This window comes from Actinomadura sp. ATCC 39365, from assembly GCF_054392275.1.
Map to the genome: position 1 here is coordinate 4832173 of NZ_CP184335.1, position 18053 is coordinate 4850225.

Below are 18053 nucleotides of genomic sequence, written 5' to 3' on the forward strand. Positions count from 1 at the left end.
AGACCATCAGAGTGACTCATCGTGCAACACCCGTCACGGTGAATCAATGAACCGGTGGTGAACGATGATGTTTGTCATCAGTGGTGCTTGCGGTACTCGCCCGCCTGCCGGATGTGGTCGATCATGACGCGTTCGGCGGCCTCGGCGTCGCCCGCCTCCAGGGCGGCCAGCAGCCGCTCGTGCGCCTGGAGCTGCCGCCCGACCTGAGCCGGGTCGAGCCACAGCGACGCCTCGGCGGGCACCGGGACGCCGTTGCGCACCGACCTGGCGTGGGCGCCGAGGAAGGCCGGGCCGCCGATGTCGACGATGCGCAGGTGGAAGCGGCTGCTCTGCTCGGCCAGCCGGTCGTGCCTGCCCTGCTCGGCGTCGGCGGCCATCTCGCGGTGCAGGTCGCGCAGCCGGGCGAGGTCGTCGGCGGTGATCCGGGCGGCGGCCAGCCGCGCCCCCAGGCCCTCGACGACCGCGCGCAGCCCGTAGTACTCGGCCAGGGCGTCGTCGCCGAGGTCGATGACGGTCGCGCCGTGGTGGGCCTCGTAGCTGATCAGCCGGTCCTTCTCCAGCCGGCGCAGCGCCTCGCGCACGGGGGTGACCGAGACGCCGAGCCGCCGGGCGACGGCCCCGGCGCGCAGGGCGGTGCCGCCCGGGATGCGGCCGCCGCGGATCTCGTCCAGCAGCACGCTGTAGACGTACTCGGCCTTGCTCATGGGCGGCGTGGGCTCGCTGGCTGTCATGTCCCCAGTCTCTCGCACGGCCGGTCGCGGCTATTACTTATTTCTTATAACTTACAAACTATGACAAGTCTCGCCGACCTGCGGGTCATCGACGCGGCGACGCTGTTCGCCGGTCCCTCCGCCGCGATGATGCTCGGCGACTTCGGCGCCGACGTGATCAAGATCGAGCACCCGCGACGCGGCGACCCCTCGCGCGGCCACGGCGCCTCGGTGGACGGCGTGGGCCTGTGGTGGAAGTCGTTGTCCCGCAACAAGCGCACCGCCGCCGTCGACCTCTCCCGCGCCGAGGGCCAGGAGATCCTGCGCCGCCTGGCCGAGCGCTCCGACGTGCTGATCGAGAACTTCCGTCCCGGCACCCTGGAACGCTGGAACCTGGCCCCCGAGGACCTGCTCAAGGCCAACCCGCGGCTGATCGTGGCCCGGATGACCGGGTTCGGGCAGGTCGGGCCGATGGCCGGGCAGCCGGGGTTCGGGACGCTGGCCGAGGCCATGAGCGGGTTCGCGGCCATGACCGGCGAGCCGGACGGCCCCCCGACCCTGCCGCCGCTGGCCCTGGCCGACGGCATCGCGGGCCTGGCCATGTCGTACGCGATCATGGTGGCCCTGCACGCCCGCGCGGCGACCGGCCGCGGGCAGGTGATCGACCTGGCCATCATCGAGCCGATCCTGGGCCTGCTCGGGCCGCAGATGACCGCGTACAAGGCGCTCGGGGTGGTGCCGCGGCGCACCGGCAACCGGTCCAGCAGCAACGCCCCGCGCAACACCTACCGCACCCGCGACGGCCGCTGGGTGGCGATCTCCACCAGCGCCCAGCCCATCGCCGAGCGGGTCGTCACCCTCGTCGGGCGGCCGGACCTGGTCGAGCAGCCGTGGTTCGCCAGCGGTCACGGTCGCGTCCAGCACGTGGACGAGCTGGACGAGGCGGTCGCCACCTGGATCGCCGCGCGCGACGCCGACGAGGTGATCGCCCGCTTCGAGGAGGCCCAGGCCGCCGTCGCCCCCATTTACGACGTCACCGACCTGGCGACCGACCCGCAGTACGCCGCGCTCGGCACGTTCGTCGAGCTGCCGGACGCGGAGCTGGGCACGGTCACCCTGCAGAACGTGCTGTTCCGCCTGTCGGAGACGCCCGGCGAGATCCGCTGGCCCGGCCGCCCGCTCGGCCACGACACCGACGAGGTGCTCGGCGAGCTGGACTATCCGGCCGAGACCGTCGCGGCCCTGCGCGAGGCCGGGGTGATCGCGTGAACGCCCCCGTCACCTGGCTGTACGTGCCCGGCGACCGTCCCGAGCGCTTCGCCAAGGCCGTCGCCTCGGGCGCCGACGTCGTCATCATCGACCTGGAGGACGCGGTCGCGCCCGCCGCCAAGGACGCCGCCCGCGCCCACGCCGTCGCCTACCTGCGCGGGCCCAGGCAGGCGGGGCAGCGGATCCACGTCCGGGTGAACGACGTGACGACCGCGCGCGGCCTGGACGACCTGGCGGCCGTGGGCGAGCTGGCCGACGCCGTACGGCTGCCCAAGGTCGAGTCGGCCGCCGCGCTGGACGCCCTGCCCGGCACGGCCCCCCTGTACGCGCTGCTGGAGTCGGCGGCCGGGATCGTCGAGGCCCGCGCCGTGGCCGCGCACCCGCGGGTGGCCGGCGTGGCGCTGGGCGAGCAGGACCTGGCCGCCGAGCTGTCCCTCACCGACGAGACCGCCATGAACCAGCTCAGGCTGCAGGTCGTCCTGGCCGCCGCGGCCGCGGGCCTGCCGCCGGTGCCCATGTCGGTCTACCCCGACATCAAGGACGAGGACGGTCTCCTCGCCTCCTGCCGGGCCGGCCGCGCGCTCGGCCTGTTCGGCAGGACCGCCATCCACCCCGCGCAGCTCCCGGCCATCCGGCGGGCCTTCCGCCCCACCGACGAGGAGACGGCTCGGGCCGCCGAGATCGTCGAGGCGGCCGAGCGGGCGGGCACGGGCACAGGGGCGGTCGCCCTGCCCGACGGCCGCTTCGTGGACGCCCCGGTCCTCGCCAGGGCCCGCCGCGTGCTGGACCTGGCCCGCCGGCTCGCCCCCGCGGCCCCGGCGGGCCCGGCGGCGCACGGCTAGCGGGACGGGTACCAGCGGACCTGCAGCTCCTCGTCCGCCGGGGCCGGGCCGGGCAGGTCGCGGTGGGCGGGCGGCACCCGCAGCGAGTCCATCATCAGCGTCAGGTAGCGGTGGCGGAGCTGGGCGGTGCGCTCCTCGTCGCCGAGCTTGATCGAGGCGATCTGCTCGAACAGCAGCGCGATGTCGGCCACCGTGACGTCGGCCCGCAGCACGCCCGCCTCGACCGCCCGGCGGTGCAGCCGGGCGGCCAGGTCGCCGGCGTGGACGGCGTCGTGGTAGAGCTCCTCCGTCGGCTGGAAGGTGCCGGCCAGCTTGATCGTCAGGGAGTTGGTGTCGGCGTCCACGATGCCGCGCAGGTAGGAGGCGAACGCCTCCCAGGGGTCGCCCTCGTCGTCCATCGCCCGCTGGGCCACGGCGGCGTAGAGCTTCAGCCCGTCACCGCACAACTTCTGCAGCAGCGCCTCCTTGCTGGGGTAGCGGCGGTAGAGCGCGCTGATCCCGACGCCCGCCTTCTCGGCCACGGCCGCGATGGGGGCGCCCGGATCGGCGGTGAAGACCGCTCTGGCCGCCTGGAGGATCAACTCGTCGTTGCGGGCGGCCTGAGCCTTGCGGCCGCTCATGGGTGCGCTGGTCATGCCTTCAGCATACGGGAACGAAAGATTCCGTTCTACTTCCGGTGAAGATCGAAGCGCTGGTCCGTATGTCTATACAAAGAGATCACAGTGCGGTAGAACCAGGCTAGCCCGTTGGTCTTGGAGGTATTCGATGAGACGTACCCCGATCGTGCTGGCGCTGGCCGGCGTACTGGCCCTGACCGGCTGTTCCTCCTCCGCCGAGCCGGGCGCGCGGAGCGCCGCGCCCGGCTCGGCCGCCGCCCCGGCGGCCGGCGGCAGCTTCGCCGTCATCACCCACGGCGGCGCCGGGGACGCCTTCTGGGACGTGGTCAAGAACGGCGCCGAGGCCGCCGGCAAGCAGTACGGCGTCAAGGTCACCTACCAGGGCGACGGCGACCCGGCCAAGCAGTCGCAGCTCATCGACCAGGCCGTCGCGGAGAAGGTGGACGGCCTCGTCGTCTCCATGGCCAACCCCGACGCGCTCAAGGAGGCCATCGGCAAGGCCGTCGCGGCCAGGATCCCGGTCGTGACCATCAACTCCGGGGCCGACTCCTCCAAGGCGTTCGGCGCCCTCACCCACGTCGGCCAGTCCGAGGACGTCGCCGGGCGCGGCGCGGGCGAGCAGCTCAAGGCCGCGGGCGTCACCAAGCTGCTGTGCGTCGTGCACGAGGCCGGCAACGTCGGCCTCGACCAGCGCTGCAAGGGCGCCGAGCAGACCCTCGGCGGCACGGTCGAGCGCCTGCAGGTGGACGTCGCCAACCTGGCCGACGTCACCTCCAAGGTCACCGCCAAGCTGCAGTCGGACAAGCAGGTCAACGGCGTGCTCGCGCTCAACCCGGCGGTCGCCGTGGCGGCCCGGGACGCGATCAAGGACTCGGGCTCGCAGGCCAGACTCGCCACCTTCGACCTGTCGGGCGACGTGGTCGCCGCGATCAAGGACGGCGAGATCCTGTTCGCCGTCGACCAGCAGCAGTACCTGCAGGGCTACCTGCCGATCACGTTCCTGAAGCTCTACAAGGACAACCTCAACACCGTCGGCGGCGGGCTGCCGGTCAACACCGGGCCCGGGTTCGTCACCAAGGACAACGCCGAGCAGGTGGCCAAGCTGGCCGAGGCGGGCACCCGATGAGCGGCCGCCGGGACGAGGGCCGGGGCGGGGAGGGCCGCCGATGACGGCCGCTCCCGCGCGGGCCGACGAGCGGGTCGCCCGGGTCGGCCTGGCCCGCCGCCTGATCGTCCGGCCCGAGCTCGGCGCCGTGGTGGGGCTGGTCGTGGTGTTCGCGTTCTTCGCCGCGCAGTCGGAGGTCTTCCGCTCGCCGGCCGGGATCGCCAACTGGCTCGACCCGGCCGCCACGCTCGGGATCATGGCGGTCGCGGTGGCGCTGCTCATGATCGGCGGCGAGTTCGACCTGTCGGCGGGCGTGCTGACCGGCACCAGCGGGCTGATCCTGGTCACGCTGGCCACCCGTTACGGGTTCGGCGTCTGGCCGGCGATGCTGGCCGGGCTGGTCGTGGCGCTCGCCGTCGGGTTCGCCAACGGCCTGGTGGTGACCCGGACGAAGCTGCCCAGCTTCATCGTCACGCTGGGCACGTTCCTCATGCTGCAGGGCGTCAACCTCGGCGTCACCAAGGCCATCACCGGGACCGTGCAGGTCGGCGGGCTGCGCCGGGCGGCCGGGTTCGACGGCGCCAGCGCGCTCCTCGCCGGGACGATCCAGATCGGCGGCACGTCGTTCCGGGTGGCGATCCTGTGGTGGATCGCGATCACCGCGCTGGCCACGTGGGTGCTCATGCGCTCAAGGCCGGGCAACTGGATCTTCGCGGTGGGCGGCGACGAGCAGGCCGCGCGGGCGGTCGGGGTGCCGGCCGCCCGGACGAAGATCGCGCTCTTCATGACCACGTCGGTGGCCGCCTGGCTGGTCGGCTCGATCCTGGCGCTGCGCTACACCTCCGTCCAGGCCAACATCGGCATCGGGCAGGAGTTCATCTACATCATCGCGGCCGTCATCGGCGGCTGCCTGCTGACCGGCGGGTACGGCTCCGCCGTCGGCGCCTCCATCGGCGCGGTGATCTTCGGCATGGCCGACAAGGGCATCGTGTTCCTGGGCTGGGACGCCGACTGGTTCAAGTTCTTCCTCGGGGCCATGCTGCTGCTCGCCACGCTGGCCAACCGGATGGTCCGGCGCTACGCCGAGGAGGTGCGGCATTGATCCTGCAGACCCGCGACATCGGCAAGACGTTCGGCTCGGTGCTGGCCCTGCGCGGCGTGTCGATGGGCGTCGAGGCGGGCTCGGTCACCTGCGTGCTCGGCGACAACGGCGCCGGCAAGTCCACGCTCATCAAGATCCTGGCCGGGGTGCACCAGCACGACACGGGGACGTACCTGGTGGACGGCGCCGAGGTGCGCTTCGCCAGCCCGCGTGAGGCGCTCGACCTCGGCATCGCCACGGTCTACCAGGACCTGGCGATGATCCCGCTCATGTCGGTCTGGCGGAACTTCTTCCTCGGCTCCGAGCCTCGCAGGGGCCTGGCCTTCGACGTGGCCAGGGCCCGCCGGGTGGCGGCGGAGGAGCTGCGCGCGATGGGCATCGACATCCGGGACGTCGACCAGCCCGTCGGCACGCTGTCGGGCGGCGAGCGGCAGTCGGTCGCCATCGCCAGGGCGGTGCATTTCGGCGCGCGCGTCCTCATCCTGGACGAGCCCACCTCGGCGCTGGGGGTCAAGCAGGCGGGCATGGTGCTGCGTTACATCGCCCGTGCCCGCGACCGGGGGCTCGGCGTGGTGTTCATCACCCACAACCCGCACCACGCCTACCCGGTCGGCGACCGGTTCCTGCTGCTCAACCGCGGGACCGGCATGGGCGAGTACGCCAAGGCCGACATCGGCAAGGACGAGCTGACCGCGCTGATGGCCGGTGGCGCGGAGCTGGCGGAGCTGGACCACGAGCTCCGGCGCGAATGAGAGCCGCTTGATCGGAATTTGACGGAACCGGGCGATCGGATCGAGGTGCGCCAAGGCAGGAACGGGGTGGACGACGACTGACGACCCGGGGCGGCCACCGTGACGACGATGATCAGCAAGCAGATCGTGCTGGAGAAGGCGGCGCAGGAGTTCGCCGACGCCAACGCCAAGCGGCCCTTCATCTACGAGCTGCCGCCCGAGCAGGGCCGCGAGGTGCTGGAGAAGCTGCAGTCCGACCCGGGCGTGCCCAAGCCGGAGATCGACGAGGAGTGGATCCAGGTCCAGGGCGGCCCGACGGGCATCGTCCCGGTGCGCATCGTCAAGCCCAAGGGGGCCACGGGCACGCTGCCGGTCGTCTTCTACATCCACGGCGCGGGCTGGGTGTTCGGCTCGGCGCACACCCACGACCGGCTCGTACGCGAGCTGGCCGTGCGGACCGGCGCCGCCGTCGTCTTCCCCGAGTACGACCGCGCGCCCGAGGCGAAGTACCCCACGCAGATCGAGCAGAACTACGCCGCCGCCCAGTGGGTGGCCGAGCACGGCGCGGAGAAGGGGCTGGACCCCTCCCGCATGGCCGTGGCCGGCGACTCGGTGGGCGGCAACATGTCGATCGTGCTGACGCTGATGGCCAAGGAGCGCGGTGACGTGCGGCTGCTCGGCCAGGTGTTGTTCTACCCCGTCACGGACGCGAACTTCGACACCGGGTCCTACAAGCAGTTCGCCACGGGCTACTACCTCAACCGGGACGGCATGAAGTGGTTCTGGGACCAGTACACGACAGATCCGGCGCAGCGCGCGGAGAGCCACGCCTCGCCGCTGCGCGCGAGCGACCAGGAGCTGCGCGGCCTGCCGCCGGCCCTGGTGCTGAACGGCCAGGCCGACGTCCTGCGGGACGAGGGCGAGGCGTACGCGGCCCGGCTGCGAGAGGCGGGCAACGACGTCACGGCGGTCGAGCTGGCGGGGATGGTGCACGACTTCGCCATGGTGGACCTGCTGCGCGACACCAACGCCAACAAGGCCGCCATGAGCCTGGCGGTCGCCAAGCTGCGCGAGTGGCTGAGGCCCTGATCTACAACGTAAAGACGCCTGCGTTCCACGCTGCCCATACGGTGAGAAAGAACCATGTTTCTCCACCAAGACAAAGGAGTACGGAAGCGTGGCACGCGACGCTGTCTGGGCCGTTATTACCGGCATGTACGACGCCTACGCGCGAGACGACAGGCAGGGCATCGACCGGCTCCTCCACCCGGAGGCCACGATCTGGGACTCCGCCGAGCCCGGCCTGATCACCAACAGGCGGCAGCTCGACAGAGTGCGCGACGCGCGTCCGTCGGACGGCCCGGCGGAGACCTCCGTCCGGGCCTTCGACGAGATCGTGGACGTGTGGGGCGACACCGCCCTGGCCCGGTACCTGCTGCAGGTGGATTTCGAGCACGGCGACCCGGAACTGGTCCGGACGACGAGCGTGCTGCGTCTGGTGGACGGCGAGTGGAAGATCGTCCACGTGCACGAGAACACGCTCAGCTCGTGCACCAGGACACACACGGACGACGTGCGCGAGGACACGCCCTGACGACGTGAACGGGCGCGGGCGCGCCGTGCGACGGTCCCGGCAGTGACCCGGGCAGTGACCCCGGCAGTGCGCCGCGCACAGCCGGGGCGGCCCCGGCCGGGCGTCGCGCACACCGAGGCGGAAGGGGGACGGCCCTATGGTGCGGCAATACTTCGCGCCCCCCTCCGAGGAGCTTGCATGACCGCCACCGACGCACCGACGCTCCCCATCGGGGCGGCGTTCGACCGGATGCCGTTCTCCCGCCGGCACGTGCTCATCGCGCTCGCCCTGTTCATCGCCTTCGTCATCGAGTCCTGGGAGCAGCTCGCCCTGGTCTACGTCGCCGGCGACCTCGGGCCGGCGTTCGGCATCGACGAGGCCGGGATCGGCGTCGTGCTGTCGGCGGTGGCGTTCGGCATGATCCCCGGCGTGCTGGTCTGGGGGCCGCTCGCCGACCGCGTCGGGCGCAGGCCGACCGCGTTCTGGTCGCTGCTGGCCTACGGCGTGATCGCGCTCGCCTCGGCGTTCGCGCCGAACATGGCGACCCTGGTCGCGCTGCGCGTCGGCTCCGGGCTCGCGCTGGCCGGAATCTACACGATCACCTTCCCGCTCTTCCTGGAACTGCTGCCGACCAGGCACCGGGGCCGGGCGGCGGTCTACCTGTCGATCGGCTGGCCCATCGGCATGCTGGCGGCCATCGCCGCCTCGGTGACGCTCGGCGGGCTCGGCTGGCACGTCGTGGTCATCGCCAGCGCGGCGGCCGGGCTGTGGGCGTTCGCGATCAGGGCGTGGGTGCCCGAGTCGCCATACTGGCTGGCCGCCCGCGGGCGGCAGGAGGAGGCGCGGGCCGTGCTGCGCGTGCTGGGCAGCCCCGACGCCGAGGCCACATTCACGGTGGCCGGGACGGTGGCGAGCGAGCGCGCGGGCAACCCCCTGGATCTGTTCCGCGGCCGGCTGGCCCGGATCACCGTGCTCATGCTGCTGCTCAACTTCGTCTTCAACTGGGGCTACTGGGGGCTGCAGACCTGGCTGCCGACGCTGCTGCAGGCCAAGGGCCTGTCGCTGTCGGCCTCGCTCGGCTTCGCCGCGCTCAGCGCGCTGATGATGATCCCCGGGTACGTGAGCGCGTCCCTGCTGACCGGCCGGTTCGGCCGCAAGAAGGTCTTCCTGTTCTACGTCGTCGCCGCCGTGCTGGGCGGCCTGTGGTTCGCCACCGCGAGCAGCCTGACCGGCCTGTACCTGGGCAACTTCGTCCTGTCATTCTTCAGCCTGGGCGCGTGGGGCGTCTGGAACACCTGGAACGGCGAGTTCTACCCGACCGCCCTGCGCGGCACCGGCTACTCCTGGGCCACGGCCTCCCAGCTCGTGGCCACCACGGTCGCGCCGTCGGCCGTGGGCGCGCTGCTGGCCCACGCCACCGGGTTCACCGCGACGATGCTGGTGATCAACGCGTTCATGGTGGCCACGGCGCTGCTGGCCATGCCGCTGCCCGAGACCGAAGGGCGCGAGCTGGAGTGATCCTCGGCGTCGCGCTGGACGGGCCGTCGCCGGCGGTGGTGGCCGTCGGCGACGGCGCGCCGCCGTCGCGGGCCGTCCGCGCCTGCGTGGCGGTCGACCTCGACGGGATGCCGCGCGCGCCGGTGGCCGCGATCCGCGTCGGCGGACCGTGCCCGCCGGTGCTGCGGCCGGTGGCCGACCCGGGGGTGGCCACGATCGTGCGCGGCGGGCACAGCCTGACCGGCCACCCGCTGGCTCCGCTGGACACCGGCGCGGTACGCGAGTTCGCCGCCGGCTGCGGCCTGGTCGACTTCGCGGTGACGGCGACCGGGTCGCCGATGCTGGCCGACCACGAGCTGGCGGTGGCCGCGATCATCGCCGCCGAGGTGCCCGCGGCCAGGATCACGCTGTCGTACGAGTTCGGCCGCCCCGGCCTGCGGGAACGCGAGGCGCACGCGATCAGGAACGCCGCACTCGGCCCCGAGGCGGGCCGGATCGCCGACCGGGTGGCGCGGGAGCTGCCCGGGGTGCCGGTGTTCTTCGCCCGCACCGGCAGCGGCCTGGTGTCGGCGCACTACTTCCGCAGGTACCCGCGGGCCTGCGACCGCGGCGGCACGACCAGCCTGCGCCGCGGCCGGGCCGCCCTGGCCACGGCGGACGTCCCGGCGCCGTTCGAGGTGATCGAGCCCGGCGGCGCGGGCGACGACCTGCTGGCCGCGGCCTACGGGGCGGCGCTCGCCCGTCCCGAGGCCCAGGTGGAGCGCATCGTGCAGGCCCGCGGCCGGGCCGAGCTGGACCGGGCGCTGCAGGACGCCAGGGACGAGGCCCTGACCCGCGTGGTCAGCGCCGGCGCCGCCCCCGGCTTCGCCCGGATCGCCGAGACCACCGTCAACCCGCTGTCCTACCTGCCCGACGGCTTCTACCGGGTGCGCGTCACGGCCGAAGGCGCGACGCCGTGACCCGGCTCGTCGGCCCCGATGAGCTGCGCCGCTTCTCGGCGGGGTCGCGGCTGTTCGCCACGGGCGCGGGCGAGTCCTCCTACGGCCTCACCCTGGCCTGGGCAGAGTCGGTGCTCGGCGACGGCGTCGAGCTGGCCGCGGCGCACGAACTGGACCCGGGGACGTTGTGCATGGTGGTCAGCCTGGTCGGGTCCACGACCGCGCTGGGCGAGCAGCTGCCCGCGGGCGACGAGCCCGTACGGGCGGTGCGGGCGCTGGAGCGGCGGCTGGGGGAGCGGGCCGGGGCCGTGGCGGCGCTCAACCTGGCGGCCGAGAACGCGCTGATCCCGCTGGTCGCCGCGGCGGCCCTGGGCGTGCCGCTGGTCGACGGCGACGGGACGGGCCGGGTGTTCCCGCTGGTGGAGCAGACGACGTACACGCTGGGCGGGCTCAGCGCGACCCCGCTGGCGCTGGCCGGGGCGTCGGGGGAGCTGGTGCTGCTGGAGACCGCGGGCGGCCGGGTGGAGGAGCTGCTGCGTCCCGTCGTGCTGGCGGTGGGCGGTTGGGCGGTGGCCGCCTGCTACCCGATGGCGGCGCGGGACCTGGCCCGGGTGCTGGTGCCGGGCACGGTCAGCCTGCTGCTGGCGGCCGGGGTGCCCGGCGCGCCGCGCTCGGCGGCCGCCCCGTACGGGGTGCGCACGCTGTGCGCGGGCCGCATCCTGGCCGTCGAGGGCAGTACGGGGCACGGCGCCGACGTGGCCATGCCCTCGCTGCCCTCCAGCATCGTGGTGCAGGAGACGGGCGGCCTGCGCAGGCTCGTCCGGCTGGAGGCGCACAACGAGATCGTGCTCGCCCTGGCCGACGGGGCGCCGGTGGCGATGGCGCCGGACCAGGTCTGCATGATCTCGTCCGCCGACGGCCTGGTCGTGGACGTCGACAAGGCGGCGCCCGGCATGGAGGTGGAGGTCATGGTGGTCAAGGCCGCGCCGGTCTGGCACACGGACGCGGGGCTCGCGCTGGGCGGGCTGCGGGCGTTCGGGATCCCCTTCGAGCAGCGGGCGGAGTCGCCGTGAGCGGCCTGCGCGAGCCCGGCTGGGAGGCGCCGGTCACGGTGGCGGAGCTGGTCAACACCGGCCCGCTGGCCGGGGCCCGGATGTACGGCAGCGGCGACAACCCCGTGCACCAGGTCCGCATCGTGGACGACCTGTCGGTGTTCGGCGCGGTGACGCCGCACACGGCGGTCGTGCTGATCGGGGCGGCGGCCGGCGGCGGCTGGGCGGTCGAGATGGCCATGCGCCGGGCCTGGGAGCAGGCGGCGGCCTGCGTGATCGCGCCGTCGGGCGGCCTGAGCGCCGGGTCGGGCGAGGTGCTGGCCGACCGGCTCGGCGTGACCCTGATCTTCGTGGACGAGGACCCGCTGATCGTCGCCGTCCGGGTCGCCTCGGCGGCCTCCAGACCGGAGGCGGCCCGCACCCAGCTCGTCGCCCGCTGCGCGACCCGGCTGGCCGACGCGGGCCCCTCGGCGCGGCGGGTGCTCGGGGTGCTCAACGCCGAGCTGCCCGGCACGTCGGTGGCCTTCCTCGACCGGTACGGCCTGCACGTCGCCGGCCGCCAGAGCGCCACCCGCGCGCCGGGCGAGCACGAGCCGGCCCGAACGCCGGGGTCCCGGTGGGCGGCCGAGGTCGAGGTGCCCGGCCAGGAGGGCCCCGCGCTCGGGACGCTGGTGGCCGCCGGCACGTCGCGTTCGCCCGGCTGGCCCGCGGTGGTGCGGACCGTCCTGGGATTGGCGGTGGCCCCGCTGGCGGCGTGGGCGGCCCAGGAGCGCCTGCGCGCCTCGCGCGACTTCGCGCTGCAGTCGGCGCTGGCCCGGCGGCTGCTCGCGGCGGGCCGGCCGGCCCACGAACCGGCCGGCGACGGCGGCATCTGGCTGGAAGGGGCCCCGGCCGAGGCCGTCGCGCTGGGATGGGGGGTGCGCGGCACGCTGACCGCCTACCACGTCCGCCCGATGGGGGCGCTGGCCGACGACGGGCCGCTGGTGCAGGCGCTGGTCACCGCGGCGCTGGGCCAGGTGCCGGTGCTGCGGCGCGGCGAGGGGTGGGCCGGGTGGTCGCCGGAGCCGCCCGGCGAGCTGGCCGAGCACCTGCGACGCTGCGTGCACGGCATGCCCTGGCCGTGCGCGGCCGGGGTGGGCGCGGCGGTGGAGGGGCTGGAGGCGGTGGGGGAGTCGCTGCTCGGCGCCGAGGCGGCGGCGTTCGTGGCCGGCGCGGGCACGGTGGCCCGCGCCGACCGGATGGGACCGGCCGAGCTGCTCGGCGCGCTCCCGGCGGGGGTGCTGCGCGCGCCGGCGACCGTCGTGCTCCAGCCGCTGCTGGCCGTCGACAAGGACGGCACGCTGCTGGTGACGCTGGCCGCCGTCCTGGACGAGGGCGGCGCGCTCAAGGCCGCCGAACGCCTGGGCGTGCACCGCAACACGGTCACCACCCGCCTGGACCGCATCAAGGCCGCCGGCTTCGACCTGGACGACGCCGCCACCCGCCTGGCGCTCCAGCTCGCCTGTCACGTGCTGCTGCGCTGAGCCGGGGGCGGCGTCGCCGGGTCAGTAACCTCTGGTGAGGCGGACGCCCGCGCCGACCTTGCGCCGCTTCCCGACGCCGTCGAGGAGGTTGCCCGAGGAGGCGATCGACATCGACTCGCCCTCGCCCTTGGCCAGCAGGATGCCGGTCTCGCGCTTGGTGCCGTGGCCGACGACGGTGTTGCCGGTGATCGCGGCGTGGCCCGCGCCGTAGTTGACCGCGTCCAGCGCCAGGTAGACGAAGTCCACGCCGTCGGGGAGCGGGCCGGTCGCGGCGATCTTGCGCTCGGGCGGCGCCGAACCGCTCTGGCGGGCCTTGCGCAGCTCGGCCAGCGCGTTCGGGGGCGGCAGGAACTTGTGCACGCGGTTGCCGGTGATCGTGGTGGCGGCATCGCCCTGGAGGTCGCAGCGGATGCCGTAGTACGTCTGGCCGGCCGTGCTCTCGGCGCCGAAGTCCTCGATGTAGTTGTCCTGGATCGAGGTGCCGAAGCAGCGGTGGGCGTCGATGGCGTTCTTCGGCGTCCCGTACAGGTGCAGGCCGCTCATCGTCCAGCCGGCCGCGTTGTCGCTCTGGATGGCGTTGGTGCCGCTGAAGCCGATCCAGGAGCGCTGCAGCGTCCAGTCGGTGACGGAGTTGCCGGGGTCGACGACGCGGATCCCGGCCTCGGCGGCGCCCTCGATGTAGACGTCGCTGATGACGCTGTTGACCATGGTGTTGCGCAGCGTCGTGCCGTTCTTGGACGGGTTGCTGATGCGGATGCCGTCGGAGGGCGTGCCGTAGATGTCCACGTCGTAGACCCGGGTGTTCCACGACCGCAGCAGCAGGCCGACCGTGCCGGTGTTGTGGTCGCGGTTGCCGTCGATGGTCAGCCGCTCGACGCGCACGCTCTCGCCGCTGAACTCGGTGTCCTCCAGCCAGCCCTTGGAGGCCAGCACGGCGGGCAGGTTGGCGCCGTCGGCCTGCTTGAGTACCGTGCCGGCCTTTGCGTCGCCCCGGTAGGTGCGCCGGTCGGCCAGGCTGATCGTGGCGTTGATCAGGCACGGCCCCTTGATGACGATCTCGTCGCCGTCCTTGGAGGAGTCGATGGCGGCCTGGATCGCGGCGGCGTCGCCGGGGGCGTCGGAGCAGGCGGCCTCCACCCTGGCGGCCGAGGCGGGCGCGGCCGGCGTCAGCACGGCGACACCGGCCAGGCCCGCGGCGAGCGCGGCCGAGCCCGCGAGAAGGCGCGTTCGTAACGCAGTCATGTGAGTCCCCTCGTGAAGATGGTCATGACGGGGACACAGCCTCCCCAGGCTTGCGCGTGCCCCCGCGTTGTCGATCATCTTCACAGACCGGAGAACAATCCGTGCGTTTTTCGGTCGAATGCGGATCAGTTCGTGATCATGCCCTCGGCCAGGTCCGCCGCCCGCGCCGACGGGGCGCGGCGATCGGCCGGGCCGTAGCCGCCGCCTCCGCCGGACTCGCAGCGCAGCACGTCGCCGGCCGACACCGGCAGGGCGTTGACCTTGAGCATCCGGCGCTCGCCCGCCGTGCCAGGGTTGAGCGTCACCCGCGGGGGAGCGCCCGCCGCGCCGCCGGCCAGGCCCCACGCGGGCGTGACCGAGCGCTCGAACCACAACGACAACGAGGTGTCGCCGCAGAACTCGTACTCCCGCACCACGCCGTTGCCGCCGCGCCACTGCCCGGCGCCGCCGGTGTCCGGGCGCACCTCGTAACGGCGCACCCGGACCGGGAACAGCGTCTCCAGCACCTCGATCGGCATGTCCCGCAGTGAGCCGTTGACGTTGTTGATCAGGCAGGACTCGCCGTCGCCGCCCTCCCACGCCCCCCAGCCGCCGACCGTGGCCTCCTGGGAGACGTACAACTTCCCGGTACGCGGGTCCGTCCCGGTGAACTGCACGATCATCGAGTCCCCGTACGAGGCCGCCGCCGCCTTGCCCGGCAGCGCCGGGGCCAGCGCCTTGACCACCAGGTCGATGAGCAGCCCGAGGTGGGAGTAGTAGTACTGGCAGGCGGCCGGCGAGCGCGCGGCCAGCATCGAGCCCGGCCGGGTCTCGACGCTCAGCGGGCGGAAGGAGCCGCCGTTCAGCGGCACGTCCCCCGACACCAGCAGCTTGTACCCCACCCGCACCGCCGCCACGGCCTGCGCCGCGCCGCAGTTGACCGGCCCGCGGGCCTGGTCGGCGCAGTCGGTCAGGTCCACGTGCATCGACTCGCCCGACACCGTGACGCGCACGTTCACCGGCAGCGGCGTGGCCAGGTCGATGCCGTCGTTGTCGAGGAAGCCGGACGCCTCGTACACGCCGTCCGGGATCGCGGCGATGGCCTGGCGTTCCATGCGCTCGGTCTGGGCGAAGATCTCGTCCCGGGCGGCCATGATCGTCTCCAGGCCCCAGCGCGAGACGATCTCCTGCAGCCGCCGCTGGCCGGTCATCGCGCAGCTCACCTGGGCCCGCATGTCGCCGAGCGTGGCGTGCGGGAAGCGCACGTTGCGGGCGATCACCTCGTGCAGGTCGCGGCACGGCCGCCCGCCCGCGTACACCTTCACCGGGCCCAGCCGCAGGCCCTCCTGGAAGATCGAGGTGGAGTCCATCGAGCCGCCCGGGTCCTTGGAGCCGACGTCCAGCCAGTGGGCGCGCGAGGCGGCGAACCCGGCCAGCTCGCCGCCGGCGAAGATCGGGCCGTAGACGGTGACGTCGTTGAGATGGGTGCCGCCGACGTAGGAGTCGTTCAGCACCCACACGTCGCCCTCCTGCCACACCTCGCGGCCGTACATGCGCTCGGTCTCGCGGGTGCACACCTCCAGGTTGCCCAGGAAGATCGGCAGGCCGGACGACTGCCCCAGCACGTTGTGGTCCCGATCGAGCAGCGCCACCGCGCAGTCCTTGGCCTCGTAGATCACCGGCGTGTACGAGCTGCGGATCAGCGTGGTGTTCATGTCCTCGGCGGCCTGGAGCAGGGCGCACCGGATGATCTCGGTGGTCACGGCGTCGATCATTGGGTCGATCATCGGGTCGATCACTGGGTCGATCACTGGACGTCCACCTTCACGATGAGGAAACCGTTGTCGTCGACGGCCGCCAGGCAGCCCGGCGGGATGACCGTGGTCGCGGTCTCCTCGACCACGATCGCGGGCCCGGCGAACGAGCCGGACAGGCCCGCCCGCCGCAACACGGGCGTGCGGTGCACCACCCCGTCGAAGATCACGTCCCGGACGTCTCCGGACGTCTCCTCGCGCGGCTCGGCGGCCCCGGCGGCGGCGCGCGGGAACGAGCCGAACCCGGTGCTGCGCAGCATGACGAACTCGACCGGCGCCTCGGGGGTGGCGTGGCCGTACCGGCTGGTGTGGGCCTCGGCGTAGCGGGCCGCGACCGCGGCGAGGAAGCCCGGCTCGCCGGGCTCGGCGGCGTCGCGCAGCGGCACGGTGAGCGTGTAGTCCTGGCCCTCGTAGCGCATGTCCACGGCGTGCTCGACGCGGCGCCGCTCCTCCGGCACGCCCTGCCCGGCCAGCGCCTCCAGCGCCTCCCGCTCCAATGCCGCCAGATTTCGGGACATGTCGTCGCCGTCGAGCGTGTCCTGCGGCCGGAAGTACGGGTGCGTCAGGTCCCGCCGCACGTCCGCCTCCAGCATCCCCCAGGCCGAGAACGCCCCCGGGAACCGCGGGACGACCACCTCGGAGATGCCCAGCTCGCGGGCGATGAACACGGCGTGCATCGCGCCCGCGCCACCGAAGGCGACCAGCGCGAACTCCCGCGGCTCCACCCCGTGCTCGACCGTCAGCGTGCGGATCGCCTGGGCCATCTTGGCGTTGGCCACGTCGCAGATGCCCTCGGCCAGCCGCAGCGGGTCCAGGTCCAGCTCCCGCGCCAGCGTGACCACGGCCGCGCCCGCCGCCTCCTCGTCCAGCGTCATCAGCCCGCCCGCGAACCAGGCCGGGTCCACCCGGCCGAGCACCACGTTCGCGTCGGTCACGGTGGGCCGGGTGCCGCCCCGGCCGTAGCAGGCCGGGCCCGGCACGGCCCCGGCCGACTCCGGGCCGACGCGCAGCGCGCCCGCCTCGGCGTAGGCGATCGAGCCGCCGCCCGCGCCGATGGTGTGCAGGTTCACGATGGGCATGAGCACCGGGTAGCCCTCGATGCGGGCCTCGGCGCTGACGTCGGGCCGCCCGTTCACCACGAGCGAGACGTCGAAGGAGGTGCCGCCCATGTCCACGCAGATCGCGTTCTCCCGGCCCAGCATGCGGGCCGCGGCGACGCCGCCCATCGTGCCGCCGACCGGCCCCGACAGCAGGGTCTGCAACGGCCGCCGCATCGCGTACGAGGCGTTGACCAGCCCGCCCGACGACTGCATCACGTGCACCGGCACCGACAGGCCGCGCTCGGCGAAGCGCCGCTCGATCCTGGCCAGGTACCTGCGCACGACCGGCCCGGTGTAGGCCTCCAGCACCGCCGAGGAGGTGCGCTCGTACTCGCGCCACTCCCGCGCGACCTCGTGCGAGAGCACCACGAGCACGTCCTCGCCCAGCTCGGCCCGCAGGATCTCGCCCGCGCGCAGCTCGTGCGCGGGGTCGGCGAAGGAGAACAGCAGGCACACGGCGATGGCGTCGAAGCCCTCCGCGCGGGCGCGCCGCGCGGCCCGCCGCACCACCTCCTCGTCGAGGGGTTCCAGCTCGCGGCCCCGGTGGTCGAGGCGGCCGCCGGCCTCCATGACGTCGTGGCGCGGCACGAGCGGCGACGGCTTGCGGTAGCGCAGGTCGAACATGCGGTCGCGGTTGCCGCGGGCGATCCGGTAGACGTCCCCGGCGCCCCGGCTCGCCAGCAGCAGCACCCGCGCGCCCTTGCGCTCCAGCAGGGCATTGAGTCCCTGCGTGGTGCCGTGCACGAAGAAGGAGATGGCCGCGGGGTCGTCCACGACCCGGCCGAGCGCGGCGAACACGCCCTCGGCCAGGTCCCCCGGCGTGGTGGGCGCCTTCGAGGCGGTGACGGCCCCCGTGCGCTCGTCGTAGCAGACGACGTCGGTGAAGGTGCCGCCGATGTCCATGGCGACGCGATAGGTCATGCGCCGCACCGTATGCGCGGGGCGGCGCCGCGATCATG

16 protein-coding genes are annotated in these 18053 nt (G+C 73.5%); 11 read left to right on the plus strand and 5 right to left on the minus strand.

The window, feature by feature from the left end; genetic code table 11:
• Nucleotides 1-77 precede the first annotated feature (77 nt).
• Nucleotides 78-731, minus strand: a complete 654-nt coding sequence (locus tag ACNF49_RS23820; protein ID WP_357977412.1) for a GntR family transcriptional regulator — start codon at nt 729-731, stop codon at nt 78-80.
• 60 nt (nt 732-791) lie between these two features.
• Here ACNF49_RS23820 and ACNF49_RS23825 point away from each other — a divergent pair, with 60 nt between their 5' ends.
• Both ACNF49_RS23825 and ACNF49_RS23830 read left to right on the plus strand, forming a co-directional pair.
• Nucleotides 792-1979 (plus strand): CaiB/BaiF CoA transferase family protein, encoded by a 1188-nt coding sequence (locus ACNF49_RS23825; RefSeq protein WP_357977415.1) that lies wholly within the window; start codon nt 792-794, stop codon nt 1977-1979.
• Entirely contained in the window at nt 1976-2821 is an 846-nt protein-coding gene (locus ACNF49_RS23830; RefSeq protein WP_482945024.1) for an HpcH/HpaI aldolase/citrate lyase family protein, read from the plus strand. Before ACNF49_RS23825 ends, ACNF49_RS23830 begins: the two co-directional genes overlap by 4 nt.
• Here ACNF49_RS23830 and ACNF49_RS23835 read toward each other — a convergent pair.
• On the minus strand, nt 2818-3456 hold the full coding sequence (locus ACNF49_RS23835) for a TetR/AcrR family transcriptional regulator (protein WP_357977421.1): 639 nt from the start codon (nt 3454-3456) through the stop codon (nt 2818-2820). The two genes, ACNF49_RS23830 and ACNF49_RS23835, sit on opposite strands and share 4 nt — an antisense overlap.
• Before the next feature lie 130 nt (nt 3457-3586).
• On the opposite strand from ACNF49_RS23835, the gene ACNF49_RS23840 reads away from it, so the two are divergent.
• The 9 genes from ACNF49_RS23840 (at nt 3587) to ACNF49_RS23880 (ending at nt 12959) form a co-directional block, all read left to right on the plus strand.
• On the plus strand, nt 3587-4564 hold the full coding sequence (locus ACNF49_RS23840) for a sugar ABC transporter substrate-binding protein (protein WP_482945025.1): 978 nt from the start codon (nt 3587-3589) through the stop codon (nt 4562-4564).
• 40 nt (nt 4565-4604) lie between these two features.
• Complete coding sequence (locus ACNF49_RS23845) at nt 4605-5645, plus strand: ABC transporter permease (RefSeq protein ID WP_357977427.1); 1041 nt, start codon at nt 4605-4607, stop codon at nt 5643-5645.
• Complete coding sequence (locus ACNF49_RS23850) at nt 5642-6397, plus strand: ATP-binding cassette domain-containing protein (protein ID WP_482945026.1); 756 nt, start codon at nt 5642-5644, stop codon at nt 6395-6397. Before ACNF49_RS23845 ends, ACNF49_RS23850 begins: the two co-directional genes overlap by 4 nt.
• 108 nt (nt 6398-6505) lie before the next feature.
• A complete protein-coding gene (locus ACNF49_RS23855; protein ID WP_357977433.1) occupies nt 6506-7465 on the plus strand; it encodes an alpha/beta hydrolase in 960 nt (319 codons plus the stop codon).
• An 88-nt stretch (nt 7466-7553) separates the two neighbouring features.
• Entirely contained in the window at nt 7554-7970 is a 417-nt protein-coding gene (locus ACNF49_RS23860; protein WP_357977436.1) for a nuclear transport factor 2 family protein, read from the plus strand.
• A gap of 177 nt (nt 7971-8147) precedes the next feature.
• Nucleotides 8148-9467 carry an MFS transporter gene (locus ACNF49_RS23865; RefSeq protein WP_357977439.1) on the plus strand — a complete coding sequence of 440 codons (1320 nt, stop codon included), beginning with the start codon at nt 8148-8150 and terminating at the stop codon, nt 9465-9467.
• Nucleotides 9464-10405 carry a hypothetical protein gene (locus ACNF49_RS23870; RefSeq protein WP_482945027.1) on the plus strand — a complete coding sequence of 314 codons (942 nt, stop codon included), beginning with the start codon at nt 9464-9466 and terminating at the stop codon, nt 10403-10405. The genes ACNF49_RS23865 and ACNF49_RS23870 overlap by 4 nt, the downstream gene beginning before the upstream one ends.
• Nucleotides 10402-11457, plus strand: coding sequence for a DUF917 domain-containing protein (locus ACNF49_RS23875; RefSeq protein WP_357977443.1), 1056 nt, complete (start codon nt 10402-10404; stop codon nt 11455-11457). Before ACNF49_RS23870 ends, ACNF49_RS23875 begins: the two co-directional genes overlap by 4 nt.
• Nucleotides 11454-12959: a PucR family transcriptional regulator gene (locus ACNF49_RS23880; RefSeq protein WP_357977445.1), complete on the plus strand. Its 1506-nt coding sequence runs from the start codon at nt 11454-11456 to the stop codon at nt 12957-12959. Before ACNF49_RS23875 ends, ACNF49_RS23880 begins: the two co-directional genes overlap by 4 nt.
• 21 nt (nt 12960-12980) lie before the next feature.
• Here ACNF49_RS23880 and ACNF49_RS23885 read toward each other — a convergent pair whose 3' ends face one another.
• The 3 genes from ACNF49_RS23885 to ACNF49_RS23895 all read right to left on the minus strand — a co-directional run bounded on the left by ACNF49_RS23885 (nt 12981) and on the right by ACNF49_RS23895 (nt 18015).
• Nucleotides 12981-14201, minus strand: coding sequence for a right-handed parallel beta-helix repeat-containing protein (locus ACNF49_RS23885; RefSeq protein WP_357977448.1), 1221 nt, complete (start codon nt 14199-14201; stop codon nt 12981-12983).
• Between the two features lie 125 nt (nt 14202-14326).
• Nucleotides 14327-15991: a hydantoinase B/oxoprolinase family protein gene (locus ACNF49_RS23890; protein WP_482945028.1), complete on the minus strand. Its 1665-nt coding sequence runs from the start codon at nt 15989-15991 to the stop codon at nt 14327-14329.
• Nucleotides 15988-18015, minus strand: a complete 2028-nt coding sequence (locus ACNF49_RS23895) for a hydantoinase/oxoprolinase family protein (protein WP_482945029.1) — start codon at nt 18013-18015, stop codon at nt 15988-15990. The genes ACNF49_RS23890 and ACNF49_RS23895 overlap by 4 nt, the downstream gene beginning before the upstream one ends.
• Nucleotides 18016-18053 lie beyond the last annotated feature (38 nt).